This is a genomic window from Delftia acidovorans NBRC 14950 (genome assembly GCF_001598795.1).
GTDB lineage: Bacteria > Pseudomonadota > Gammaproteobacteria > Burkholderiales > Burkholderiaceae_C > Comamonas > Comamonas acidovorans.
Genome location: NZ_BCZP01000027.1, coordinates 33588 through 57820, shown reverse-complemented (window position 1 = coordinate 57820; position 24233 = coordinate 33588). Strand labels below are relative to the sequence as shown.

Here is a 24233-nt window from a genome sequence, read left to right as displayed (position 1 = left end):
TGTGGTGGGATTGGCGGGTATGGGCAGGCGTCTAGAGGAAGACGTCACAGGGCGGCCCCTGTCCTAGCATGTGGCGCAACTTGCCCAACCCCTGGCGGTGCAGCTGCGAGACCCGGCTGCGCGAGACGCCGAGCATGGCGGCAATCTCTTCGAACGGGATTTCCTGCTGGTAGTGGTAGCGGATGACCTTGCTCTCCTGGGCTGGCAGCCGTGCCAGTGCCTCGCGCAGTTGCTCCCGCCAGCGTTGCAGTTCGGTCTTTCGGAAGTACAGCACGTCGGGGGAGGCGGCCACGGCGGCAACGTCCCCGCCTTCGGATTCCCCGTCGGCGGCGACCATTCCGGTGTCCTCCAGCATGACACCCAGCGCAATGCCTATGCCGACTTCGGCCAGGTAGGCCAGCAAGGTGCTCTGGCGCGAGCGGGCCACCGGGCCGCGCGCCGTTGTCCCTCGGCCTTCATCGCAGGGATGGGACGCAGCTGCGTCCAGCGCCGCAGATTTGACGCTTTCGAGCCGTTCGGCCTGAAGGCGCTTGCGGGCCGCGATCTGCTGGCTTTTTTCGGTGGCTTTCTCCAGGCCGTTGAGCAAGGCACCACGGATGCGATGGGCCACATAGGTCTTGAACTGGGCGCCACGCTCCGGCTCGTAACGGTCCACGGACTCCATCAGGCCCAGGCGCGCCAGTTGCAGGTAGTCGTCAAACTCCACATCGGCGTGGATCCGGCCGCGGTAATGCACGGCAGCGAGGGTGCGGGCAAAGGGCAGGTAGTGCAGCACCAGCCGCTCGCGGGCCGCCGCATCGCCTGCCCCACGCCAGCGCGACCACAGTTGCGCCTCTTCCTCCAGGAGAAGATCCGTGCTTGCGGAAGGTGCGGCGGCAGCCATGGCGGGCAAGCGCGCAGGCCTCAGTGAAAGCTGCCCACCAGCGCACGCAGCAGCAGGCTCCAGCCGTCGATGAGGATGAACATCAGCACCTTGATGGGCAAGGCGATAGTGGTGGGCGGCATCATCATCATGCCCAGCGTCATGAGCACGCTGGAGACGATCAGGTCGATGAGCAGAAAGGGCAGGAAGACGACAAAGCCGATCTGGAAGGCGGCGCGCAGCTCGGACAGCATGAAGGCCGGAATCAGCTGCACGTTGCTGATGTCGTCCATGGACGCGGGCGGCTCGGCCTTGGACAGTTCGACCATGAGGGCCAGGTCCTGCTCGCGCGTCTGGCGCACCATGAAGTCGCGCAGCGGCGCCATGCCCTTGGCAAAGCCTTCCTGCATGCCGGCGCGGCCTTCCATGAAGGGCTGCACGGCTTCGCGGTTGACCTGCTCCAGCACGGGCGCCATGGTGAACATGGTGAGGAACAGCGCCAGTCCGATGAGCACGGTGTTGGGCGGCGTTTCGTTCATGCCGATGGCGTGGCGCAGCATGGACAGCACGATGATGATGCGCAGGAAGCTGGTCACGCAGACCAGCAAGGCGGGCAGCACGGCCAGCAGGGTCAGGCCGATGACGATACGCAAGGCCTGCGATGTCTCCGTGGCTGCACCGGCCTTGCCGCTGGCCTGCGCATAGGCGGCGCCCGCCATGAACAACAGGGCGCCCACGGCTGCGGCCCTGCGCAGGCCCTGACGCAGGCTGCTAGATGCGGCTTGTGTCATGGCGTGCCGTCCTTGCCTTCGTTGGTGGACGGGGCTGGCTGCGCCGCGCTCTCATCCAGCGGTGCCTCGGCCAGCAAGGCGATGGACTGGGGTGCGCAGCCTATCAGCAGCCGCCTGCCCTGCCAGGTCACCTCGTGCACGCTGTGCTGGGGCGTCAGGCGTGCGCTGGAGACCAGGCTGGTACGGAGCTCCTGCTTTTTTTGCAGACTGCCCATCCACCGTCCCAGCCAGCCCGCTGCCGGCGCCTTGCCCTCGCTGGCAGCGCCGCCCGGCCGGCACTTGCGCCAAGCCACGAAGACCAGCAGCAGCAGGACGATGAAAACACCCATCCACGCCAGTTCCTCGGCGGGCGTGCCGGGAACAGGCGCTGGCTCACGGCGCAGGGGGATGGACTCCGGCAGTGCCACGGTCATGGATGTGCCTTGGCTTGAAGTCCCAGCGGCGTGGGCAGCTCCGTCAGGCGCACGGCGAAGCGGTCGCCCACAGCCACCAGTTGCCCACGCGCAACCACCTGGCCTTCCACCAGCAGGTCCACGGCCTGCTCCACAGCCGTGTCCAGCACCAGCACCTGCTGTGCCTGGGCGCCCAGCAGTTCACCGACCGTCAGCGTGGCAGTGCCCACGCAGACCTGCACGGTGGTCTTGACCTGGTGCAGCGGGTGCAGGCTGGGCACCAGCGGCTGGGGTGCCGCAGAGGAAGCCGGGGAAGGGGCAGCAGTATCCAGCTCGGCAAGCTCGATGCGCTGCATGCGCGGGGCCGGAGACGGAATGGATTGCGCGCCAGGAGCTTGCGGCGGCGTGTTCTGCAAAGACATAGACAGTTCAGGAAGATGTGTTGGAAAGGGGTTGAAGCTCGACGCCCAGGCGGCCTTGCGACTGCCCCAGCCAGCCGGTGCACAGGAGCTCACCGGCATCCATGCCCTGCCGGGATTGCAGTCGCAGCAGGGCAGGCTGCTCCAGCGCGTGCGTCAAGGTGATGACATCGCCCGGCGCCAGCGATTGCAGCTGTCCCAGGCTCAGTGATATGGGGTTGAGCTCGAGGCGGACCGTCACCGTCTGGCTGTGCAGCGCACTTGCCAGCGGCACCAGCGGCACCAGCGGCACCAGCGGCACCAGCGGCACCAGGGGTTTGCGTACGGCGCCGTCGTCCTGATCCCGCGAGCCGGTACCCAGCTCACCGCACGAGGCGAGGACTTGCTCCACGGCAGATGCGTTCAGGTGTAGCACCCAGCGCACCCCGCCCCAGTCCAGCGCCAGGACAACGGCACCGGACCAGGGTCCGGGGGCACAGCCCTGATGTTCCCCCAGGCTGGCACCCGCCAGCTGGCGCAGCCCGCCAGTCAAGGACTGCCAGGCCTGTGCGCACAGCCCTGCAGCCATGTCCAGGGCAGGTGCTGCCGGACCGCGCCGGTCGGGATCGGCCGCAGGCTGGCCGAACAGAAGCGCGTGCAGAGCGCGCAGCGCGGCCTGTTCGTCCAGCATGTCCACGCCTTCGCCATCATTGGCCCCGGGGTCCTGCACGCGCAATGCCGCAGGCGCCCCCGGGGCATCGCCATGCACGCTCCAGTCGGCATGCCACTGGAGCAGCACGGCCTGCACGGCGTCGCAGACGTTCTCTTTCTGGCGGGCGCTCCAGACCCGCAGCGGCCTGGCCCTACCCGATTCCTGCAGGGACAGCAGACCTGCAGCCACGCATTGATCCTGCAATGTACGCACCATGGATCAACGGCTCTTCATGGAGAAAAGCTCCTGCAGCATCTCGTTGGCCGTGGAGATGACCTGGGAGCTGGCCTGGTAGCCGCGCTGCATGATGACCAGGTCGCTGAACTCCTGCGACAGATCGACGTTGGAGATTTCCACATAGCCCGCGCGCACATTGCCAAAGGCGCCACCGGCCACGCCCGTATGCCAGGCACCGCCGTCCAGCGCCACGAATTCGTTGTTGCCCACGGTGCCCACGGCATCGACCGTGTCGAAGCGCCCCAGCGACAGGCGGGGGCCCTTGGTGGTTTGCCCGTTGCCATAGGTCAGCACCAGGGTGCCGGTCGCATCGAAGGAGACAGAGCTGAGTTCCGCCGGCGCATAGCCGTCCTGGGACGCAAAGGCCAGGGTGGACAGGGTGCCCGAAGCGAAGGAGGTGACATCGGTGCTGAAGTCCAGCGTCACTGGCATGGCGGCCTGGCCGGCAGGCGAGTAGGTGAAGGACAGCCTGGAGGTGGCTGCCGTGGGCTTGCCGTCCTGAAAGACGATCTGCTTGGTATCGACAAGGGTGGTGCCATCCATCAACTCCACCTTCCAGCTGCCTGCCGTGGTGGCATTGGTGTTGGTGAGCTTGAGGGTCAGCAGATGCTCGCCGCCCGCCGCGTCATAGACGCGCACGCCGTTGACCGTCTGGTCCGTGCCTGCGCTCGACAGGTTGCCCGTGAATTTGGCGGAGGTCGTGGCCTTGCCCGTGGTGGTCTTGAGATTGGCGATGCTGATCTCGGTCGCCGCGCCGTTGGTGCCCACGCCCATGACCTTGGCTCCGCTGCCGCTGACGAGCACGCCGGTCTTGTCGAACTGGAACTGGCCCGCGCGCGTGTAGCGGATGCTGCCGTCCTCGGCCTTGAGCATGAACAGTCCCTGGCCGTCCATGGCCAGGTCCAGCCCGTTGCCGGTCTGGCGCAGTTCGCCGGGCTTGAAGGACATGGCCGTGCCGGTGGTCGTCACGCCATAGCCCATCTGGCCGAACTGGCGGCCCGAATAGCCTCCGCCCGCATAGAAGGCATCGGCAAAGCGCAGCGTGGAGCTTTTGAAGCCGGGCGTATTGAGGTTGGTGGTGTTGTTAGCGATGACACGCAGCCCGCGCGAGAAGCTGGCCAGGCCCGTCATGCCGACGTAGATGGATTCGATCATGGAATGTCCTCGGGATGGGAGCGCTTCACCGCACTGCGGTGATCTGGCTCAGGGCGATGTTCTGAAGCGTGGCGCCGGAGCTGGTGCGCACGGTGATGGAGGGCGAGTCCCCCGAAAGCGACAGCGAGGCCACGGTGCCGGTCAGCGAGGAGCCTCCCGTGTTGATGTCCACGGTGCGGCCGATGAGGCCCACGGACTGCAGGGCTGCCTGGTTGCTGATCAGGGTGGCCATCTTCTGGTTGAGCTGCTGGGTCTGCTCCAGGCTGGTGAATTGCGCCATCTGGGCCATGAACTGCTGGTTGTCCATGGGCTTGAGGGGGTCCTGGTAGGTCAGCTGGGTGAGCAGGATCTTCATGAAATCCTCCTGTCCCAGGCTGTTGCCGCGCAGTCCCGTGGTGGCGCTGCCGATGCTGTCGATGCTCATGAAATCTCCTTGCTGGAGGATGGAAGGAAAGCCGGCATGCCCGGCGTGGCCGAGGCATACCTGTCGAAGAGGTCTGAAAACTCATGCAGTGCACGGCCCGCGCCTGCCCGGGCCGTCGCAGCATCGAATACCACCTGCCCGTTGCAGACCACCCGGCTGAGCTGCTGGCCCTGGTCGCGCAGCAGGCGATGCAGCGAGTACACGACGGCCTGCGCCTGCACCCCCACCTGCTGGGCGCTGCCGTCCAGGCCCAGCCACAGCTGCACGCCGCGCTCCGTCCACTGCGCATGCATGCGCATGCCTTGTGCCTGTGCGGCACCCTGCCAGCGCGCAATGGCAGGGCCTGACGCAGCCGAGGGACTTGCCGGCGATTGCGACGCACGGGTCGAAGGCCGATCTGCGCCAGGCACGGCAGTTGCAGGGGCCGCGGCGTCGCGCACGGCCAGCAGGGCAAGCGCGGCGGATGGCGAGGCAGACAAGAGCGCAGCCGTCTGCACCGCCATTTGGATGGGCGGACGAATGCCCGCGTGCTCTGGTGCGGCAGGGGCCGCTGCAGTCGCCGATGCCGCAGATGCCTGCTGCGACGCCGCTGCGGACACAGCCTTGGCCAGGCCCGGGGCACCGCCCTCGCCAGCCGATGCCGCGTCGGCACCGGCGGCGGCATAGGCAGCCACGGCTGCAGAGGAGTCGCCCATGGACAGGCCGTGGCCCGAACGCGGAGACAGTGACTCCCACGTTCCCGAACGGCCAGCCGCCGCCAGGCCGGGAGAAGCTTTCTCGGCCAACGCCGGCGCGGCGCCCGACGCCGACGCAGTCCGGGTGATCCCGGAGTCGGCCGCGGCCACCGGGCGCGCCTGCGCCTGCCCGGGCATGGACATCTGAGGCTGCCGCTGTGCAGCCTGCGGCGTAGCAGGACCTGGCGCACCAGCTTGCACGGGGCGCGCCTGCGTCTTGGGGTTGTGCTGCGCAATGTCACCTGTCGCCGTGCCGAACGGCTGGAACCAGCCTGCCAGCTGGGCCCGTTCCATTTCCCGCAACCAGGCCTGACGCGAGCGCTGTCCCGTCGGTGCCTGATCCTGCGGTGCACCGCCGCCCTGCCCCACGCCTTTTTCACCGAAAGGGAGCGCAGGCAAAGCGGGCAGGCCTGCGGAATGAATGTCGAGACTGTTCATTCGGACTGCTCCACGCGGAATTCACGCAGTGGCTGGCGCATGGCCAAGCGGCCTACCCAGTCACGGTCTGCCTCTGCCGCTGCAGCGCGCCCGGCTTCAAGCGCATATTCATGCAGGGCCTGCGTCCTGTGCTCCAGCAGGCCGTCAATGCTGCGCTGCTGGGCCAGGCACTCCGCCTGGAGGTCGGCCTTCTGCGCACGCAGAGCCTGCACTTCCTGCTTCTGGCTATCGATGCGCGCGTGCAGGCCTGACAGGAAAGCCAGCCCCCTGCGGTGAAGCAGCGGATCAGGGCGCGAGTGCATTGCCTGCCGCATTTGGGCGGCATGTGCCTGCAAGGATGCCTCTTGCTCCTGCAACGCGTGTTCGGCCTGGGCCAGACTGTGCTGCAACCCGGTCATGCGCGCCTGCAGCCGTTCCATCTGCCACTCCTGCTTGCGCAGATAGGGGGTGAGCGCATAGGAAAAGCCGCGCAGGTCCACATTCGGCACGGATTGCGATGCGGACTGTCCATCTCTGGTCATCGCTTGCCTTTCTGAGGGGTCAGCGAGAAGCTGAATTTGGCCGGTGACCGGGCCGGTGCCGCCGCCGGGGCGGGCGCGAGCAAAGGCCCTGCCTCCACGGCAGGCCTGTCGGGCCACAGCAGCTTGCGCAATTCGCCCATGGCCTGGCTGCGGGAGATTCCGCCCTCGGCCTGGCTGAGCCATTGCTTCAGGCCCGGAGCCAGCAGCAAGGCCTGGTCCAGTTCGGGGTTCATGCCTTTTTCGTAGGCGCCGATGTCCACCAGCTGCCGGTTGCGATCCAGCAGGGCGAGATGGCGCACCGCATCGGAAATCAGTTCGCGCTCCTGCGGCGTGGTCAGGTCGGGCAGCAGCCGGCTGGCGCTGCGCAGCACGTCGATCGCCGGGTACTGGCCTTCATGGGCGATATGCCGCGACAGCACCACATGGCCGTCGAGGATGGAGCGCAGGCTGTCGGCAATGGGCTCGTTCATGTCGTCCCCTTCCACCAGCACGGTCAGCAGCGCGGTGATGGAGCCTCCCGACGGCGCCGTGCCACAGCGCTCGCACAGCTGGGGCAGCTCGGCAAACACGGACGGCGTGTAGCCGCGTGCCGTGGGCGGCTCACCTGCGGCCAGCCCCACCTCGCGCCGCGCCATGGCCAGGCGCGTGACCGAATCCATTGTCAGCAGGACCTGGCGCCCCTGGTCGCGGAAGTATTCGGCAATGGTGACGGCCGCATGCGCAGCGCGTATGCGCGCCAGGGCCGGCTGGTCCGATGTGGCCACCACCACCACGGACCGCGCGAGGCCTTCGGGGCCGAGTTGCTTGTCGATGAATTCGCGTACCTCGCGCCCACGCTCACCGATCAGCGCAATGACGTTGACATCGGCGCTGACGTGCTGGGCAATCATGCCCAGCAGCGTGCTCTTGCCGACACCGCTGCCCGCGAAGATGCCCACGCGCTGGCCCTTGCCCACGGTCAGCAGGCCATCAAGGCAGCGCACACCGGTCTGCAGCACCTCGTGGATGCGCGGGCGCTGCATGGGATTGATGGGCGCCGCATGCAGCGGACGCTGCAGCGGCGCCACGGGATCGGGCCGCTGGTCCAGCGCATGCCCGAAACCGTCGATCACGCGGCCCAGCAGTGCGGGCCCGACGCCGAAGCTCGCCTGGCGCCCCAGCGCCACGATCTCGGAGCCTGCTGCCACGCCCTGCATGCTGCCGTAGGGCATGAGGGTGATCACGTCGCCCCTCAGTCCCACGACTTCGGCCAGAACACCGTGCTCGGGCGACATGGATGCCTGCCGACTCCCGCCACGCTCGGCCGGTCGCTGGCGCGGCAGGATGCGGCACAGCTCGCCCACCGTGGCATCAGGCCCCTGCGCCTCGATGGCCAGGCCCTGCATCTGCAGCACGCGGCCCAGTCGCCGGGACAGCTCGGCCTGGCGCAGGGCGCTGCGGTACTCACCGAGAATGGCGCGCACATCAAGCAATGGCAAGGGCAAGGGCAAGGGCACGGTCATCGTACGGCCTCCCCTGCGGGCTTGAACGGGCCGCCGTCTGCAGCAGTTGTCTGGTCGTGCTGGACTTGCCGCTGCCCCTCCCGCTGCCCCTCTCGCTGCATCTCCCGCCGCACCTCCCGCGTCTGCGCCAGGCTGGCCCTGAGGGCTTGCAGTTGCACCTCCAGGCGCGCGTCCAGCGCGCCCTCTTCGGAACGCAGCAGACAGCCGCCCAACTGCACTTCGGGGTCGGCGACCCAGCGCAGTGTCTGTCTCTCGGCGGTGAAGCCCGATGCGGAAAGCATCTGGCGCAGCGGCGCATCGGACTGCAGCGCGTCCAGATCGTCGGGATGCACATGCACGCTCAAGGGCCGACGGCCATGCCAGGCCTGCACCGTGCGCTGCAGCATGGCACGCGCCCCGTCGCGGCTGACGGCCTGCTCGCCTGTGATGCGGCAGACCGCCTCAAAGACCAGCGACAGCATGTCTTCCTCGGCATCCTGCAGGAAGCCCTCCCAGGCCGCCGGCAGTTGCTGGAGCAGCGTTTGCAGCGAATCCCGCTGAGCCGACATCTGCTGCTCACCGGCTTGCCTGCGCTGCTGCAACTCCTTTTGCTCGCGCTGCAGCGCAGCCGTGGCTTCCCGCACCTGCGCCTGCTCATGGGACAGCGCCTGGGCGCGCTGCCCGAGTTCGGCGTCCGCAGCCTTGCGCCCTGCCTTCAGGCCTTCCTCATAGGCGGCGCGGCGCTGCTGCTCCAGCCACTGGGCAGAAGGCGCAGGCGCTGCGGCCGGGACCGGCGCAGCCGCATGGGCGGCCGCAGGCATCGACGCGGCCACGCCGGCGCTGCGCGGCCTGCCGATCTTCAGCGCCTCGGGCATCCAGTCTGCATCGCGCAGGATCAGGGGTTCGCCCGGCATCAAAGACCTCTCTTCAGCCATCGCAGCAGGCCATGGCCACGCTCATTGCCACGTCCGGCAGGCCGCCGGACCGTGGGTACGGCGCCGACGGCATCGCCAGCGCGCTCGCAGCAGTGGCGCATGGCGGCCATCAGCGCCACAGCCATGGCGTTGTCGCCCGGAGCATCCAGCGACATGGACTCCATCAGGTCCATCACACGGCGGCGCTGAGGAAGCGGCAGCTTTTCCAGTGCCAGAGGTCGCCAGGGCCAGGGCCTCAGGCACAGCGCCCGTGCGACCAGCCTGGACGGCTGGCCCTGCCAGGCCCGGACCAGCGCGTCGATGCCGCCGGCATCGAGCGCCATGAGGAAAGACGCATCCTCGGAGACCTCAGCGTGCACCGCCGGCGCAGCCAGCGCCTCATGCGAACGAGGCGCCTTCAGCACGCTGCCCAGCAATTCGGTGTCGGGCGGTATGCCCAATTCCGCCAGTTCGATCAGCAAGCCGCGCAGCGCCTGCCCCGCAGGAGCCGGCATGCGCTCCAGCAGCCAATCGCGATCGGCGGGCGCCATGGCATGCAGCAGCAAAGCCGCTCTTCTCGGATCGGTCTGGGGCGCGCAAGCCAGTTCGGCAAAGCTCATGTCTGCTGCCCTTCCATGGGCCGCGCGGCATGGCCTGCGCCATCGGCATGCATCCACTGCTGCAGCTTGCGCAGGGCCGCTTGACGCTCGGCATCGCTCAGGCCTGCGGGCATGGCAGACGGCGCCTTGCGGTTCGCCCGCGCAGCGCTCACAGCAAACAGGGCGACCACCAGGCACAGGACCACAGCCGCCGCAGCCTGCACGGGCAAGGGCAGATCGATATCGAGGCCACGGCCCTTGGGCACGGCATGCGACGCCACCGATGGCACCGACTGCACGGCCTGGCCTGGAGACAGCGGCGCTTCATCCTGCTGCTGCGCGGCAGCGCCATCCGCATTTGCATTCACAGGCAACAGCGCCTGCATGGATTGGACAACGACGGTATCGCCGCGCTCCGTGCTCGCGCCCACGGCGGCTGCCAGCAGGCGGCGCAGCTTGTCCTCCTGGCCAGCGTCCAGCGGCTGGCGAACCACGGCCACGACCTGGATACGGCGCACCGATCCGGCCTGGCTGACGACCTGCTCCACGCGCCGGCCAACCTGGTAGTCCACCTCGCGCTGGGTGCTCGCGCCACCGGCGCTGCCCGCACGCGCGGCATCGAGTGGCGGCTGGCCGCCGTCACGCACGGATTCGCGCTCCTTGACGATGACGCCACGGCTGTCTGCCGTGCGGGAGGCGGCAGGAATCACGTCCTCGGTCGTGATGCGGACCTGGTCCATGTTCAGCGTGACATCAACGCTGGCCAGCGCCTGGCCGGGGCCGAAGGCGCGGTCGAGCACAGCCGCTGCCTTGCGGGCCAGCTGGGCTTCCGTGTCCTTCTTGAGTTCGAGCCGCCCCGAGCCTGCGACAGCCGCACCAGCATCGGCGCTTTCCTCGCTCGAACGGCTCAGCGCCACGCCCTGCCTGTCGACCACGGTGACATCCTGGGCCGTCATGCCCGGCGTGGCGGCCGCCACGAGGCGCTGTATGCCATTGACCTGCTCGGGCCTGAGGTACTGCCCGTCCCGCAGCGTGATGGTGATGGCGGCCTTGGGCCGCGATTGCGCCTGCTTGAACAGGCCCTGCTCAGGCAACGCCAGATGCACCCGCACATCACGGATCTCGGACAGCGACAGAATGGTCCGCGTCAGCTCGCCCTGCAGGGCGCGCTGGTAGTTGATCTTCTGCGCGAATTCGGTCATGCCGAAGTCGGTGTTGTTGAACAGCTCGAAGCCGACGGCCCCCTGCAGCGGCATGTCCTGGCCCATGAGCTTGAGCCGCGTCGGCAAGACCTGCGCCTTGTCCACCAGCAGGGCTCCCTGGGCTTCGTCGAAGCGGTAGGGAATCTTGAGCTTGTCCAGCTCGGCGCTCATGGCAGCCGCGTCCTGCGGCTTGAGATCCGAGAACAGCACCTGGTAATCGGCTCTCAACAGCCACCAGGCCAGCGCGGCGGTGCCCAGCACGATGGCGATCAGCCCGGCGATCAGGCTGGTGCGAGCGCCTCGGCCCAGGCCCTCCCAGAATTCAGTCATGTGTTTTTGCTCTTGATGCGTTGCGAAGTTCAGCGGTGTGATCCGGGGCGCGCGCAAGCCTGCTGCCTGCGCTGCCCAGGGACGGCTACACCTGCATCCTCATGACGTCCTGGTAGGACTCCAGCAGGCGGTTTCGCACCTGCATGGTCAGCTGGAACGCCAGCCGGCTTTCCTCGAGGCGGATCATGACCTGGTGCAGGTTCTGCACATTGCCCACGGACAGCTGCTGCAAGTCCGCCTGGCTGGCCAGCAGTTGTCCGTTGACCTGCTGCAGGCCCTGCGTGACCATGCTGGAAAAGCCGGCACCGGTGGTACCGGACGCACCAGCGTCCCCTGCATGCATGGCGCCTTGCAAAGGGGCCAGCGAAGGCTCGGCGATCGAGGAAAGGGCTGCGGACACCGCGCCCAGGGCTTCGGTGCTCATGCGCCACCTCCGATGGCCAGCGCCTTCTGCGCCATGCTGCGAGCCGTGTTCATCGCGGCCACATTGGCCTCGTAGGCGCGCATGGCACTCATCATGGTGACCATTTCCGTGGCGGTATCCACGCCGGCATAGGAGACAAAGCCGCGCGCGTCGGCCATGGGATGGCCTGGCTCATACACCATGCGCGCCGGCTGCTGCGTAGGCTCCAGCGAGACCACGGGATTCGCTGCCAGCCCCTGGGCCACGGTTTCCGAGAAGGAGGTGCGCGCCACGACGCGCAGCGGCTGGAAGAGCTTGCCGTCGGTGCCTGCCACGGTGTTGGCATTGGCCAGGTTCAGCGACGCGACCTCGACACGGGTGCGCTCCAGCGTCATGCCGCTGGCGCTGATGGCGAAGGCTTGTGAATAGTCCATGCGAAGGTTCCTCAACGCTTGCCGTCAGAGACGGCGGATGACAAAAGCGACATGTGTTGCGACAGGCCCTTGAGCAGGGCCTGGTAGTGGACGGCGTTGTGCGCCATCTGGGCCACCTCGGAGTCCAGCTGCACGCTGGCTGGCAGGCCCGTCGCATCGCGCCGGGGCTCCAGGCGCAGGCTCTCCTGCGCCATGGCATCGACTTGCGCCGTGCTCAACAGCTGGCCCTGGTCCAGCTGACGCCGTGCTTCCTGCATCTGCCCGGAGAAGCTCGCCTGTACCGGGACGTAGCCCTGGGTGCCGGCATTGGCGATGTTGCGTGCGATGGCCTGGTGGCGCAGCGATGCCGCATCCAGCGCCATGGACAGGCTGGCCACGGTGACGGCCTCGATTGCCTGGGTCATTGGGTGCTCCCTCCTGGAAAATGTTTACTGGACGATCAGCTCGGCGTGCAGGGCGCCGGCGGCCTTGACGGCCCGGAGAATGGAAATGATGTCGCGCGTATTGGTCTTGAGGCTCACCAGGGACTGGACCAGGTCGGCCACCGTGGTGCTGCCCGACACGAAGCCCGGCACCTGACGCTCTTCCACATCCACGCGGGTGTTCGTCACCAGCGCCGTGCGCACGCCATCGCCTGCCACGCCGATGAAGCCGGGCTGCGAGGCAGTGACCTCATTGCGAATGGACAGCTTCAGGTCTCCATGCGAGATGGCGACCTTGGATATCTGCACATCCCCACCCGATACCACGGTGCCGGTGCGCTCGTTGATCACGACCTTGGCGCGCCGGTCAGGTTCGACGAAGACCGACTCCAGCCGCGAGACGAAGGACACCAGCCGGCGCCGCTGCCCTTCGGGCACGAACAGGTCGATGCCGGAGGCATCGCGCGCCTGGGCGAGCGAGTCGCCGAACTGGCGGTTGATGGCCTCGGCGACCCGGTCGGCCGTGGTGTAGTCGGGCTCGTTGAGCACGAAGGTCATGCGGTTGTCCTGCGATACCACCTGTGCGGTGACGCCGACCTCGACCGTCGCCCCGCCAGGAATGGAGCCGACGGTGGGGTGGTTCTTCTGGACCACGTTGCCGTTGGCGTCATATCGGTAGCCGCCCACCGACAAGGCCCCCTGGGCCAGTGCGTAGATGCGGCCGTTGGCCGCCTTGAGCGGCATGAGCATGAGGCTGCCGCCGACCAGGCTGCGCGCGTCGCCCACCGAGGTGACGGTCACGTCCAGCGTATCGCCCTCGCGGGAGAAGGGCGACAGCGCGGCACTGACCATGACGACGGCCACGTTGCGGCTCTGGATCTGCTCCGGGGGAATATTCAGGTTGAACTGCGACATGGCGTTGGACAGCGCCTGGCGCGCACCCCGGCTGGAGGCGGAGTCGCCCGTGCCCGCCAGGCCCGTGACGATGCCCGTGCCCACCAGGGCGTTCTCGCGCCAGCCCTGCAGTTTTCCGAGGTCCTTGACGCGCACGCTTTCGGCCTGTGCGCTCAGGGGAATCTGCAAGCCCGCCAGCAATGCAGCGCCCAGCACGCAGCTCCACAAATTCTTCATGCAATACGCCATGTCAAAGCCCCAGGTTGTCCAGAAGGCTGCGCCACCAGGGGCGGCGGCTGCGCTCGGCAAGATCGCCCTCGCCCACGTAGCTGATGCGCGCGTCGGCCAGGCGCGTGGACAGCACCACGTTGCCATCCGAGATGTCCAGCGGGCGGACCCGCCCCTGCAGGGTCACTTTCTGCGGCTCTTCGTTCACGGTCAGCGTCTGCTCCCCGCCCACCAGCAGGTCGCCGTTGGCCAGCACCTCCTGCACGGAAACCGTGAGCGTGGCCAGCACGCGGTTGGTGCGCTGGGTGCGTCCGCCGCCGTCGAAGGTGCCACCCAGGCCCGCTGCCGTCTGTGCCACGCTGCCGCTGCCGTGGGAAAGGTCGGCAGACAAGGCGTTGCGGCGGCGCGTGCCCGTATCGGCCGAGGTGGTTGCGCTGGAGTTCTCGAACACCTGCACGGTCAGCACGTCTCCCACGCGAAATGCCTTGTTGTCGGCCATCAAGGGCCTGAAGGTCTGCTCCTGGAACAGGCTCTCGGCATGCAGCGCACCCAGCGGTGCTGCCATGGCCCACGCCAGGACTGCGGCCCTGGCTTTCACCGTCATCTTGATTGCCGTCGTCATGGTTGCAACTCCAACTGGCCCCGGCCCACCACGCGGACGGACAGCACCCCCGTCGCATTGGCCGGCCTGGCACGCACGATCTGCCCGGGCTGTCCGTCCTGCAGGACTTCCACCCGGCTCTCCAGCGACAGCGGTCCCTGGCGCGTCACCAGGCTGGCCCATTCACCCCGCACCACGGCAGGCCTGGCCAGCAGGCTGTCTGCAGAAACGACGTCACCTGCCTGCAGCGCGCGGCGCAGCACGGGCGGGTCTGCATCGGCTCCAGCCGATGCATCCACCTGAACGCCCCCGGGCAAGGCGGACAGGCCGGACAGGCCTAGCATTGCGGTCACATCGATCTCGCGCATTTCCATGCCGTCGGCCTGCACGGGCGAGCCGGCCGGCATGGCATGCGAGGCGACGGGAAGCCGGGCAAAGGCAGCCACCTCGAATCGCACGGGAATGGCCCGCACATGGCGATCACCCGAGAACACATCGACCCAGACCAGCATGCGCGGGCCCATCCGTGTCGCGTTCAGGGGCCGCACCTGCAGGCGCCGCCCCTGCACAGGCACCTCCAGGGACAAGGGCAGGGCCACAGGATCGATGTCCAGGCGTGAAAGGACCAGGCCCTTTTGCCGGGCCATTGACCGCAGGTGTTCGGCCAGTGCAGCCTGCGCCTGGGCAGCCACCTGCTCGCCCGCAATCTCCTGCACGGCCGTGACGATGGCCGTCTGGCGGGGCCCGCGCCAGTCGATCTGGTCCTCTCTGAGTCCTGTGCGGCTTCTGAGCCAGTAGCCCAGCCGCTCGCTTTCCAGCACGGCGCTTTCTCCCGGGCGCGGAGCCTGTCCCAGCGGTATGGCCAGCGCGCGGCGCAGCATGCCCAGGTCGGAGCTGGTCAGCACCGCAATGTCTGCAAGCCGCACGCTGGAATGCTGCACCGTCACCTGAGGACGCAGCTCAACGCGCAGCCACGCCTGCGCAGGCACCGCCCAGGCGGGAGCGCAGCACGCAGTCGCCAGCGCGGCCACGGGCAAGAGAGCCTGCATCCGCCTCATCGCCGCAGTCCGTTGACCATGCCCATCATGTCGTCGGCGGCCTGGACGATCTTGGTGTTGGCCTCATAGGTGCGCTGGGCCAGCATCAGGTTGACCATCTCGTCCACCATCTTCACGTTGGAGGCCTCCAGGTAGCCCTGCGCAATGTGGCCCGCGCCCTCTTCGCCCGGACGCACCAGCAGTGCCTCGCCCGACGCGGCACTGCTGCGGTACAGGTTGTCGCCCTGCGCAGCCAGGCCCTGGGGATTGGCAAAGCGGACCAGATCGATCTTGCCCAGGTCCGCAAGGCTTTGCTGCCCGGCCACGCGTGCCTGCACGCGTCCATCGGGCTGCACAACCAGCGCCTGCACATCGTCTGGAACCGCGATTGCCGGCTTCAGGGCCAGGCCTGCGGATGTGGCCAGGTTGCCGTCCCGGTTGACCGTCCAGGTGCCGCCGCGTGTGTACGCGGGAGTTCCATCGGGTGTCTGTACCTCGAAGAAACCTTCACCCTGAACGATGATGTCCATGGGCAGGTCGGTCTTCTTGATATCGCCTGCGTCGAAGAGCTTGGAGATGCCCGCCACGCCCACCCCGGCGCCCATGCGCATCACCGGCGCAAGCAGGCCCGCGTCGGGCCCGGCCAGGGCCGCCGTGCGGCGTGCCGGATCCAGGGCGACCAGATCGGAGAAGCTGACCCGCGACCGCTTGTAGCCTGCCGTGTTGACGTTGGCCAGATTGCTGGCGATGGTCTCGACGTTGAGCTGCTGCGCCTGCATGCCGGTCGCGCCGATGTACAAAGCGTCATACATGGAAATCTGCCTCCAGAAATTGGCCAGGTGCAATGACCTGGCGCGTCTTGCAAAACGGATGCTTGCCGGAGTCCGGGCTGCCGAAGCAGGCGGAACAACCGCAGCGAAGATGTGCCATCACAGTTCTCCCAGCTTGCGTATGGCCTGGCCGGTCATCTCGTCATAGCCCAGCGCCACCTTCTGCATGGACTCGAAATGCCGCATGGTCTGCATCAGTTGCACCATCTCGTGCATGGAGCTGACGTTGGAGTTCTCGACAAAGCCCTGCTGTATGCGGATATCGGCATCGGCAAGCTGTCCGGGCTGGCCATCGATGGACATGAGACCTTCGCCCAGGCGCCGCAGTTGCGAGGGCTGCGGCATCTCGACCACCTTCAACTGCGCGACGGGTCTGTCCGTGCGGCCCACCCCATCCCCGTCGAAGATGTTTCCCTGGGCATCGATGCGCACCTGGCTTGACTGAAGGAGGATCTCGCCACCTCGCCCCATGACGGCATGGCCCTGGGCGGTGACCAGGCGCCCCTGTGCGTCGAGCCTGAAATTGCCCTGGCGCGTGTAGGCCGGTCCACCGGGCGTGCTCACCTCGAAATAGCCTGCGCCAGCCAGGGCGACATCCAGGTTCTGCCCCGTGGAGCGAAGCGTGCCGGGACGGTGGTCGGTCTGCACCAGCAGACCGGCAGCAGGCGCATGGGGTGACACAGCCGGCGCGTTCTCGGCGACGGCGGCGGCGGCTGCCGTGCCGACCATCGCGGCAAACGAGGGAGTGCCCAGCCGCAAAGGCCGCGCCGAGACAACCTCGCGCTGGTAGCCCGGCGTCAGGGCATTGGCCAGGTTCAGGCCTGTCCGGTCCAGTCGCTGCATGTCCTGCTGCATGGATTGCAGCGCGAGGGCGAGTACTTCTTGCATGGTCTGGGGAGCAATGGGAATGGGAGGATGCGTGCCGCTAGAGGCTCACGACGGCATAGGACTTGAGCTCGATGGCCTGGGGCACCTCGGCCATGGACAGCACCCGCAGGTGGGGCATCATCCGCTCGGACAGCAGGCGTACATGCCGGCGCAGCTCGGGGGCGCACAACAGCACGGGAAGCAGATTGCTTTTCATCATCCGCTCGGTCTGCTGCATGAGCTTGAGCATCATTTGTTCAGCCAGCTTGGGCTCCAGCGCGAAGGACGCCGGGGCGGCCGCGCCGTCGTCGGCGCGCAGGCCGGCCTGCGCGGACTGCAGGCCTTGCAGCAGCTGGCTTTCTATGGCCGGGTCGAGCGTGATGACATGCAGGGCGGCGCCTTCGCCCGCCAGCCCCTGGCAGATGGCGTGACCCAGGCGCAGACGCACCATCTCGGTCAGATGCAGTACGTCCTTGGTCTGGCGTCCGGCATCCGCCAAGGTTTCCAGGATGGCTTCCACATGCCGTATCGACACCTTCTCGCGCAACAGGTTCTGCAGCACACGCTGTACGTCACTGACGGACAGCACGGTCGGAATCAACTCTTCCACCAGGCTGGCCTGGTTCTGGCGCACGCGATTGAGCAGCCGGTCCACCTCGGCCCGCGTCAGCAGCGTGGCCGATTCGCGTCGCAGCACTTCCGTCAGATGCGTCATGAAGACAGTGGGCGCGTCCACCAGCGTGAACTTGGCGACCGTGGCGGCGGCGCGCTGGTGCTCCTCGATCCAGAGTGCGGGCAGGCCGTAGGTCGGGTCCCGCGTGGGCTCCCCGGGCATTCCATCGGTCCTGCCGGTCGGATGGATGGCCAGCAGGCGGTCGGCCCGCGCCTCGCCACGCCCGCACACCACGCCGTCGATATGGATCTCGTACCGGTCCTGCCCCAGCCGCGCAACGTCCTTGAAGCGCACGCGCGGCAGGACCAGGCCCAGGTCCTGGGCATGCTGCTTGCGGAAGGTGGCAATGCGATCCATGAGGACACTGCCGGGCTGGCTGACCAGGGCCGCCCACTCGCTGCCCACATGGACTTCGATGGGCTCCACCTGCAGCGACGCATAGGGGTCATCCTCCCCTTTCTGTGCCGCATCGGCTGGCTGTGCGGCATCCTGCGCATCGGCCGGCGCCGTGCCATCCTCGGCGGAGTTGCTGGCGTTGCGGTAGACCACCCACGCCACTGCGGCAACGACAGCGATCAGCACCAAAGTCGGCAGGGCTGGAATTCCTGGAAAGAACAGCAGGCCGGTCAGCGCGGCACCCACCAGCAGCAGCGTCTTGGGGAAGGAGGTGATCTGGCGCAGCACCTCCTGGCTCAGGTTGCCGTCCGAGGCCGAGCGCGTCACGATGATGCCGGTGCCCACGGCAATGATCAGCGCCGGGACCTGGGTGACGATGCCATCGCCTATGGTCAGCAGTGAATAGGTCTTGAGGGCCTGCGCCCATGGCAGCTTGTGCTGCATCACCCCGATGACCAGGCCGCCGATGATGTTGATCAGCAAGATGATGATGCCCGCGATGGCATCGCCCTTGACGAATTTGCTCGCGCCATCCATGGCGCCATAGAAGCCGGCTTCCTTCTCGATGTTCTTGCGGCGCCGTTGTGCCTCTGCCTGGTCGATGAAGCCCATGTTCAGGTCGGCATCGATGCTCATCTGCTGCCCCGGCATGCTGTCCAGCGTGAATCGCGCCGCCACTTCCGAGATGCGCTGCGCGCCGTTCGTGACCACGACGTACTGCACCACGATGAGGATGAGGAAGACGATGAGGCCGATCACATAGTTGCCCCCCACCACATAGGCGCCAATGGCGCCGATGACACGTCCGGCGTCTCCATCCGACAGGATCAGCCGCGTGGCCGCCACATTGAGCGATAGCCGGAACAAGGTGGCGATCAGCAGCAGGGACGGAAAGGTGGAAAACTCCACCGGCCTGGCCATGTAGAAGGTCAGCAGAAGGATCAGGAAGGCGAAGCTGAAGTTGGTCAGGATCAGGAAATCCAGCAGTCCGCTGGGGATGGGCGCAAACAGCACCACCAGCACACCGAGCACCAGCAGGACCATGGCCACATCGCTGTGCCTGCCGAAAAAGCGTTGCAGGGATTTCATGGCGCAGCCCCCGCCGCCGAGCGCTCGCGCATGGCGAAGATCCACACGATGATGCGGGCCACATCGGCAAACAGGTGCGGCGGCACGTGGTGCTCCACATCGAGTTCACTGAACAGGCGGCGAGCCAGCGCAGGACTGCGCACGACAGGAATGCGGTGCCTGGCGGCGATCTGCCGCATGGCCGCCGCCAGATGGCCTGCGCCCTTGGCAACGACCTGAGGCGAGTCCATCTCTCCATGGACATAGCGCAGCGCAACGGCCACATGCGTGGGATTGGTGAGCACTACGTCCGCATTGCGGGTCTGGTGCAGGGCCTTGCTGCGCTTGCGCGCCTCACGCTGCAAGTCGCGCAGTCGCGCCCTCACCCGCGGGTCGCCCTCGCGCTGCTTGTGCTCATCCTTGACTTCGCGCTTGCTCATGCGCATCTTCTTGGCGAATTCGCGGCGCGTGAACACCCAGTCAACAGCAGCGATGATGGCCATCAGCAATGCCATCTTGAAACCCAGGCTGCCCAGGTCGGCAATCAGCGTCTTGAGATAGCCCTGGGGTGACAGGCCGGAAAGGCTGTAGAACTGGGGCGCCAGGTCCTTGAGAGAGAAATAGGCGACTGCGATCAGCAAACCCAGCTTGACGCAGGCGCGGGCTGCGTCAAACAGGGCTCGCATGGACAGCACGCGCTGGATGCCATTGGCAGGATTGAGGCGGTTGAAATCGGCAACCACGGGCTCCACCGAGAGAACCGGCCCCGTCTGCATCGCATTGCCGACCACCGCGGTAATCATCACGGTGCACGCGAACGGCGCCAGCCAGGCCAATGCTTCCTTGAGCATGCCGGCAATCAGGGGCCACAGCATTTCAGCGCCGGGGCCGGCCGCAGAGCTTTGAATGACCAGCAACTGGTCAAGCCGGAACTGGCGAAGCGCCATATCCCATCCTTGCCACGAGAGGTAGGCAACGGCAACCGTGAACACCAGGGCCGACACCACGTCGGAACTCTTGGAAACCTGGCCCTTTTCCCTGGCCTTTTGCAGCTTGTAAGGGGTGGCCGTCTCATTGCGGTCCAGATCCTGCTCGGCCATCAGCGCGCTCCCGCCCCATGGGACGCAGTGAGAAAGACGGCCGCCCACATGTCGAAAATTCCCATGTAGACCCGGTTCATGGCGCCGCCCATTCCTGCAAACCACAGCGACATCACGGCAAACCCGACAACGATCTTGGCCGGAATGCCCAGTACCAACATATTGATCTGCGGAAGATTTCTGGCGACCAGGCCCAAGGCGAACTCCACAAGCAAAATACAGAACACCACAGGGGCGGCCAGCGCAAATCCAAGAATGAACATCCCGCTGGCCTGCTTGAAGACGGGGCCCGAGGCGAGAACCAATGGCCAGTTCGCACCGGCCGGAAACAGCTCGAAGCTGTAGGCGAGGGCCCGCAGCAGGCTGTGATGGCCATCGATCAGCACGAAGCCGACTACGGCCACATAGTTGAATGCCGACACCAGCAGCGGCGCGGCCTTGTTACCCACGGGATCGAACACTTGCGCAATGCCAAACCCGATCTGCACATCGAGAAGATTGCCCGCCAGGGAAAAGGCTGCGAATGCCAGCAGCACGCCCAACGCCAGCACAATGCCCAGCGCCACCTCCACGCATGCCGCCTGGAGCAATCCACCCATGCTCAGTGCGGCCGCTGCCGGTGGCAACGACAGCAATTGCCCCATCGTCCAGGACAGGCCGATCACCAGCAGCGCACGCACGCGCCCGGGAATGGGCATGGCATACAGCACGGGGGTCATTGCCAGCACGACAGCCAACCGCAACGAGGGAAGAAAAGCTTTTAACCACGCGTCGTGAAGCCAGGTGCCAGCGATCGCCGGCAGCCAGTGATGCGGCAGGGAATCCATATCGTGGGGATTCAGAACATCGCCGGAATGCGCGTCCAGAGCTGGGTTGCGAACTGCCCCAGTTTCTTCAGCATCCAGGGGCCGCACACGATCAGCACGACGGCAGCCACGAACAGCTTCGGAACGAAAGTCAGCGACATTTCCTGGATTTGCGTGACCACCTGCACCACGCTGATGAGCAATCCGGTCAGCATGGTCAGGCCCAGTATCGGGAGACATACGATCAGACCCGTCCAGAACAGGTCCGACATCATTTTTAACGCCAAGTCAGCACTCATGCTTCACCTTGCAGTGTGCCTTGGATGACTCAATCACAATCTGCGGTCAATTGAATTTTTCAAAAATTCTACATTTATACACAACATAAAACCAGGCAGACATAGGAAAACAGGAGCTATCTGATAGGCGCGCTCACTTGTTGCACCTAGATGCTTCAGTCGAACGTGGAGTCCAAAGTCAATGGTTAATTGACTCGGCAGCTATTTTTCTTGTAGCAAGCTATCTTTGAGGTGCTCAAAAAGCCCTTCTTTTCCACACGGGCTTATCCAGCCTTGCCCCCAACCTGACGTGCCCCCGCCATGCACACGGCGCGTCCGCTGGGTGCCCTTAGATAAGGCGCCCTAATCAGCCTCTACCAGCGCACTGTCCAAGTGCTTGCACAGAAGTTGCCGCGCTTCGTCGCCAAAGCAGCCAATGAAAACCAAGGCGGATTCGCGGATCTGTGCCACAGGCAGCTTTGTGACGCGCAGTCGCCCGCCCACCCAATGGATTTCCTGGCCGCTGCAGTGGTCCGCCATCCGCACGATGCCCTTGGCACGCAGCAGGGGCACGGGCAGGGTGCGCAGCGCTTGCCTGAGCCGCTGTTTGTCGAAGCATCGGTGCGTGGTGTACGAGAAGCTGCCTATGCCGGCCATGCCATTGGCGGCGCCCTGCCAGACGCCGCCCGCTCCCAGCAAACCCTGCGAACGGCGCGGCCGGGGAACTGCATCGAGGAACAAAGCCATGGGAATGTCGCCATGCTGCGCGGTCAGCACCTGGGTGTGGGGGGCGAGAGCGGCGAGGCGGCTTTTTGCCCTATCGAACTTCGATGGTTCCACCAGATCCGCCTTGGTCAGCACCAGCGCCGTCGCGCCGGCGATCTGGCGGCGGACCATGTCGCCGACCAGCGGGTCGCACAGTTGCTCATCGACGTCCTGGACATCCACCGCCACCAGGATGGCGTTGAGCTGCAGTGCGGGGTCGAGCATGCCGACATGGGCGATGCGCACGGGGTCGGAGACGCCGCTGGCCTCGATGACCAGCAGGTCCGGGCGGTCGGGCCGCACGCCCACGGCGGCCAGGGCCTCGGCCAGCCGCCCGCCGATGGAGCAGCAGATGCAGCCGTTTTCCAGCTGCAGCACGTCGCTGCTGCGTGTGCGGATCAGGGCGGCGTCGATGTTGATCTCGCCGAAGTCGTTGACCAGCACGGCCACGCGCAGGCCATCGGCGCGCTCCAGCAGCCGGTTGAGCAAGGTGGTCTTGCCCGCGCCCAGGTAGCCGCCCACGACGACCATGGGAATGGGCGCCCGCTGCGCCGCGGCGGCCGGCGTGCTCATGGCTGGGACCCGGGCGCGGGGAAGATGCGGCCGCCCAGCACGGTGCCCCAGACCTTCACGTCCTTGAGGGCGGCGGGCGCCACCGCGCGGGGATCGTCTTCCAGCACGGCGAAGTCCGCCAGCTTGCCGGGCTCGATGCTGCCCACGCGCTGCTCCAGTTTCAGGGTACGGGCCGCGCCCATGGTGATGGCATGCAGGGCATCGTCCACCGACAGGCGCTCGGCCTCGCCCAGCACGCGGCCTGAAGCGGTTTCGCGCTGCACGGCGCACCAGGCGGTGAACAAGGGGTTGATGGGGGTGATGGGCGCATCGGAGTGCATGGAAAAGTCCATGCCCAGGCGCCGTGCCGTGCCCGCCGCATTCATGCGTGACGCCCACTCGATACCCACGGTCTGCCCGGCGTGCGCATCGCCCCAGTAATAGAGGTGGTTGGAGAAGAAGTTGACGCACATTCCCAGGCGCGCGGCGCGCTGCAGCTGGGCGCTGCTGGCCAGTTGGCAGTGCTGCAGGGTGTGGCGATGGTCGGCGCGCGGGTGCCTGGCCAGCAGGTCCTCGATCACATCCAGCACCACCTCGGTGGCCTCGTCTCCGTTGGTGTGGATGTGCAGTTGCAGCCCGGCCAGGTGGAAGGGCTCGAACAGCGCGGGCAGCTGCGACGGCGGAATCAGCCACAGGCCATTGGGCTGCCCGCCCGCGTAGCCGGGAGCGCGCAGGCGCGCGGTGAAGCCCTGGATGGAGCCGTCCACGATGAACTTGACGGGGCCGAACTGCAGCTTGTCGCTGGCCGACGATGCGGCAGCGGCGTGCACGCGCGCGGCGCCGCCTTCCGGATTGCGCTGCGGCGCAAAGGCCGGGACGATGCGCAGCGGATAGGCCGCGTCGCCCGTCACTTCGCGCAGCGCAGCCAGGCCCTGGGCCGAGAGATCGCTGACCAGGTCGGTGGCCGTGGTCACGCCCGCGAGCTGGGCCACGCGGCCGAACTTCCAGATCGCCTCGCGCTGCTCGGCAGCGGCCAGCGACAGCGCGCTGCCAATCACCTTCTGTACCGGATACATGGCGGCGAACTCCTGCAGCTCGCCCGTGGGCTGGCCCTCGGCGTCCTTGTGGATGCCGTCGATATCGGTGTCCTCGTCGATGCCGGCCAGCGCCAGCATGGCCGAGTTCACATTCATCAGGTGCACGCTGGCGTGCAGGATGACGATGGGCCGCGTGCGCGAGACGCGGTCCAGCTCGCGCACCGACAGCCGGCTGCTGCCAAAGAGGATGGGATCGAACCCCCAGGCCAGCAGCGTGGCCTGCGCGTCGGGCAGGGCACGCTCGGCCTCGGCCAGGCGCGCCAGCACGGCGTCCAGCGTGCGCAGGCCGGGCCACAGCCGCCCGTCGGGATCGCGGCGGTCAAAGTAGCCCAGGTAGACCGCATCCCACATGGCGCCTTCCATCAGGTGGCTGTGGGCCTCGATCAGGCCGGGCATGAGGACCCTGCCGCGCAGGTGGTCGATGCGTTCGGCATCGGGCCAGGCGGCCATGTCGGCCTCCCCGCCCACCGCGAGGATGGTGCCGCCGCGCACGGCCACGTGGGTGGCCCGCGGCTGGGCCGGGTTCATGGTGAGGATGGTGCGCGCCGCGAAGATGCGCACGCGCTCGCTGGTTTCGTGGTTCATGGGGATG

Annotated in this window: 27 protein-coding genes; all 27 read right to left on the bottom strand. The window is 66.9% G+C overall.

Going from position 1 to position 24233, the window contains the following annotated elements; translation table 11 throughout:
• Positions 1–31: 31 nt before the first annotated feature.
• The 27 genes from DA1_RS24840 to DA1_RS24705 all read right to left on the bottom strand — a co-directional run bounded on the left by DA1_RS24840 (position 32) and on the right by DA1_RS24705 (position 24226).
• Entirely contained in the window at positions 32–883 is an 852-nt protein-coding gene (locus tag DA1_RS24840; protein WP_034390921.1) for a sigma-70 family RNA polymerase sigma factor, read from the bottom strand.
• Between the two features lie 20 nt (positions 884–903).
• Positions 904–1653, bottom strand: a complete 750-nt coding sequence (gene fliP, locus DA1_RS24835; RefSeq protein ID WP_230590721.1) for a flagellar type III secretion system pore protein FliP — start codon at positions 1651–1653, stop codon at positions 904–906.
• Positions 1650–2066 carry a flagellar biosynthetic protein FliO gene (locus DA1_RS24830; RefSeq protein ID WP_034390919.1) on the bottom strand — a complete coding sequence of 139 codons (417 nt, stop codon included), beginning with the start codon at positions 2064–2066 and terminating at the stop codon, positions 1650–1652. Before DA1_RS24830 ends, fliP begins: the two co-directional genes overlap by 4 nt.
• Entirely contained in the window at positions 2063–2467 is a 405-nt protein-coding gene (locus DA1_RS24825; protein ID WP_080736805.1) for a FliM/FliN family flagellar motor switch protein, read from the bottom strand. The genes DA1_RS24830 and DA1_RS24825 overlap by 4 nt, the downstream gene beginning before the upstream one ends.
• Before the next feature lie 7 nt (positions 2468–2474).
• A complete protein-coding gene (locus tag DA1_RS24820) occupies positions 2475–3344 on the bottom strand; it encodes a FliM/FliN family flagellar motor switch protein (RefSeq protein ID WP_155294181.1) in 870 nt (289 codons plus the stop codon).
• 30 nt (positions 3345–3374) lie between these two features.
• Positions 3375–4547, bottom strand: a complete 1173-nt coding sequence (locus DA1_RS24815) for a flagellar hook protein FlgE (RefSeq protein WP_034390915.1) — start codon at positions 4545–4547, stop codon at positions 3375–3377.
• Positions 4548–4572: 25 nt separating this feature from the next.
• Positions 4573–4971, bottom strand: coding sequence for a flagellar hook assembly protein FlgD (locus DA1_RS24810; RefSeq protein WP_034390912.1), 399 nt, complete (start codon positions 4969–4971; stop codon positions 4573–4575).
• Complete coding sequence (locus tag DA1_RS24805) at positions 4968–5999, bottom strand: hypothetical protein (RefSeq protein WP_051940553.1); 1032 nt, start codon at positions 5997–5999, stop codon at positions 4968–4970. The genes DA1_RS24810 and DA1_RS24805 overlap by 4 nt, the downstream gene beginning before the upstream one ends.
• Positions 6000–6139: 140 nt before the next feature.
• Positions 6140–6664, bottom strand: coding sequence for a hypothetical protein (locus tag DA1_RS24795; protein WP_034390910.1), 525 nt, complete (start codon positions 6662–6664; stop codon positions 6140–6142).
• Entirely contained in the window at positions 6661–8166 is a 1506-nt protein-coding gene (locus DA1_RS24790; protein ID WP_080736803.1) for a FliI/YscN family ATPase, read from the bottom strand. Before DA1_RS24790 ends, DA1_RS24795 begins: the two co-directional genes overlap by 4 nt.
• Positions 8163–9059, bottom strand: coding sequence for a FliH/SctL family protein (locus DA1_RS24785; RefSeq protein WP_034390908.1), 897 nt, complete (start codon positions 9057–9059; stop codon positions 8163–8165). Before DA1_RS24785 ends, DA1_RS24790 begins: the two co-directional genes overlap by 4 nt.
• A complete protein-coding gene (locus tag DA1_RS24780; RefSeq protein WP_155294179.1) occupies positions 9059–9679 on the bottom strand; it encodes a hypothetical protein in 621 nt (206 codons plus the stop codon). Before DA1_RS24780 ends, DA1_RS24785 begins: the two co-directional genes overlap by 1 nt.
• Entirely contained in the window at positions 9676–11247 is a 1572-nt protein-coding gene (gene fliF / locus DA1_RS24775) for a flagellar basal-body MS-ring/collar protein FliF (RefSeq protein WP_255288190.1), read from the bottom strand. The genes DA1_RS24780 and fliF overlap by 4 nt, the downstream gene beginning before the upstream one ends.
• Positions 11248–11275: 28 nt before the next feature.
• Positions 11276–11614 carry a flagellar hook-basal body complex protein FliE gene (fliE, locus tag DA1_RS24770; protein WP_034390902.1) on the bottom strand — a complete coding sequence of 113 codons (339 nt, stop codon included), beginning with the start codon at positions 11612–11614 and terminating at the stop codon, positions 11276–11278.
• Positions 11611–12027: a flagellar basal body rod protein FlgC gene (gene flgC / locus DA1_RS24765; protein WP_034390900.1), complete on the bottom strand. Its 417-nt coding sequence runs from the start codon at positions 12025–12027 to the stop codon at positions 11611–11613. The genes fliE and flgC overlap by 4 nt, the downstream gene beginning before the upstream one ends.
• Before the next feature lie 11 nt (positions 12028–12038).
• Positions 12039–12431 (bottom strand): flagellar basal body protein, encoded by a 393-nt coding sequence (locus tag DA1_RS24760; protein WP_034390898.1) that lies wholly within the window; start codon positions 12429–12431, stop codon positions 12039–12041.
• A 24-nt stretch (positions 12432–12455) separates the two neighbouring features.
• On the bottom strand, positions 12456–13580 hold the full coding sequence (locus tag DA1_RS24755; protein WP_034390896.1) for a flagellar basal body P-ring protein FlgI: 1125 nt from the start codon (positions 13578–13580) through the stop codon (positions 12456–12458).
• 13 nt (positions 13581–13593) lie between these two features.
• Positions 13594–14193, bottom strand: coding sequence for a flagellar basal body L-ring protein FlgH (locus DA1_RS24750; protein WP_080736802.1), 600 nt, complete (start codon positions 14191–14193; stop codon positions 13594–13596).
• Positions 14190–15221 (bottom strand): flagella basal body P-ring formation protein FlgA, encoded by a 1032-nt coding sequence (locus DA1_RS24745; RefSeq protein WP_051940548.1) that lies wholly within the window; start codon positions 15219–15221, stop codon positions 14190–14192. Before DA1_RS24745 ends, DA1_RS24750 begins: the two co-directional genes overlap by 4 nt.
• A 5-nt stretch (positions 15222–15226) precedes the next feature.
• On the bottom strand, positions 15227–16021 hold the full coding sequence (gene flgG / locus DA1_RS24740; RefSeq protein WP_034398242.1) for a flagellar basal-body rod protein FlgG: 795 nt from the start codon (positions 16019–16021) through the stop codon (positions 15227–15229).
• Positions 16022–16138: 117 nt separating this feature from the next.
• A complete protein-coding gene (locus tag DA1_RS24735; RefSeq protein ID WP_034390890.1) occupies positions 16139–16927 on the bottom strand; it encodes a flagellar hook-basal body protein in 789 nt (262 codons plus the stop codon).
• Positions 16928–16964: 37 nt separating this feature from the next.
• Entirely contained in the window at positions 16965–19064 is a 2100-nt protein-coding gene (gene flhA / locus DA1_RS24730) for a flagellar biosynthesis protein FlhA (RefSeq protein ID WP_034390887.1), read from the bottom strand.
• Positions 19061–20143: an EscU/YscU/HrcU family type III secretion system export apparatus switch protein gene (locus DA1_RS24725; RefSeq protein ID WP_034390885.1), complete on the bottom strand. Its 1083-nt coding sequence runs from the start codon at positions 20141–20143 to the stop codon at positions 19061–19063. Before DA1_RS24725 ends, flhA begins: the two co-directional genes overlap by 4 nt.
• Positions 20143–20970: a flagellar biosynthetic protein FliR gene (locus DA1_RS24720; RefSeq protein ID WP_080736801.1), complete on the bottom strand. Its 828-nt coding sequence runs from the start codon at positions 20968–20970 to the stop codon at positions 20143–20145. Before DA1_RS24720 ends, DA1_RS24725 begins: the two co-directional genes overlap by 1 nt.
• Before the next feature lie 11 nt (positions 20971–20981).
• Positions 20982–21248: a flagellar biosynthetic protein FliQ gene (locus DA1_RS24715; RefSeq protein WP_034390882.1), complete on the bottom strand. Its 267-nt coding sequence runs from the start codon at positions 21246–21248 to the stop codon at positions 20982–20984.
• Between the two features lie 342 nt (positions 21249–21590).
• Positions 21591–22565 carry a CobW family GTP-binding protein gene (locus tag DA1_RS24710; protein WP_034390880.1) on the bottom strand — a complete coding sequence of 325 codons (975 nt, stop codon included), beginning with the start codon at positions 22563–22565 and terminating at the stop codon, positions 21591–21593.
• Positions 22562–24226 carry an amidohydrolase gene (locus DA1_RS24705; protein WP_034390879.1) on the bottom strand — a complete coding sequence of 555 codons (1665 nt, stop codon included), beginning with the start codon at positions 24224–24226 and terminating at the stop codon, positions 22562–22564. The genes DA1_RS24710 and DA1_RS24705 overlap by 4 nt, the downstream gene beginning before the upstream one ends.
• Positions 24227–24233: the final 7 nt, after the last annotated feature.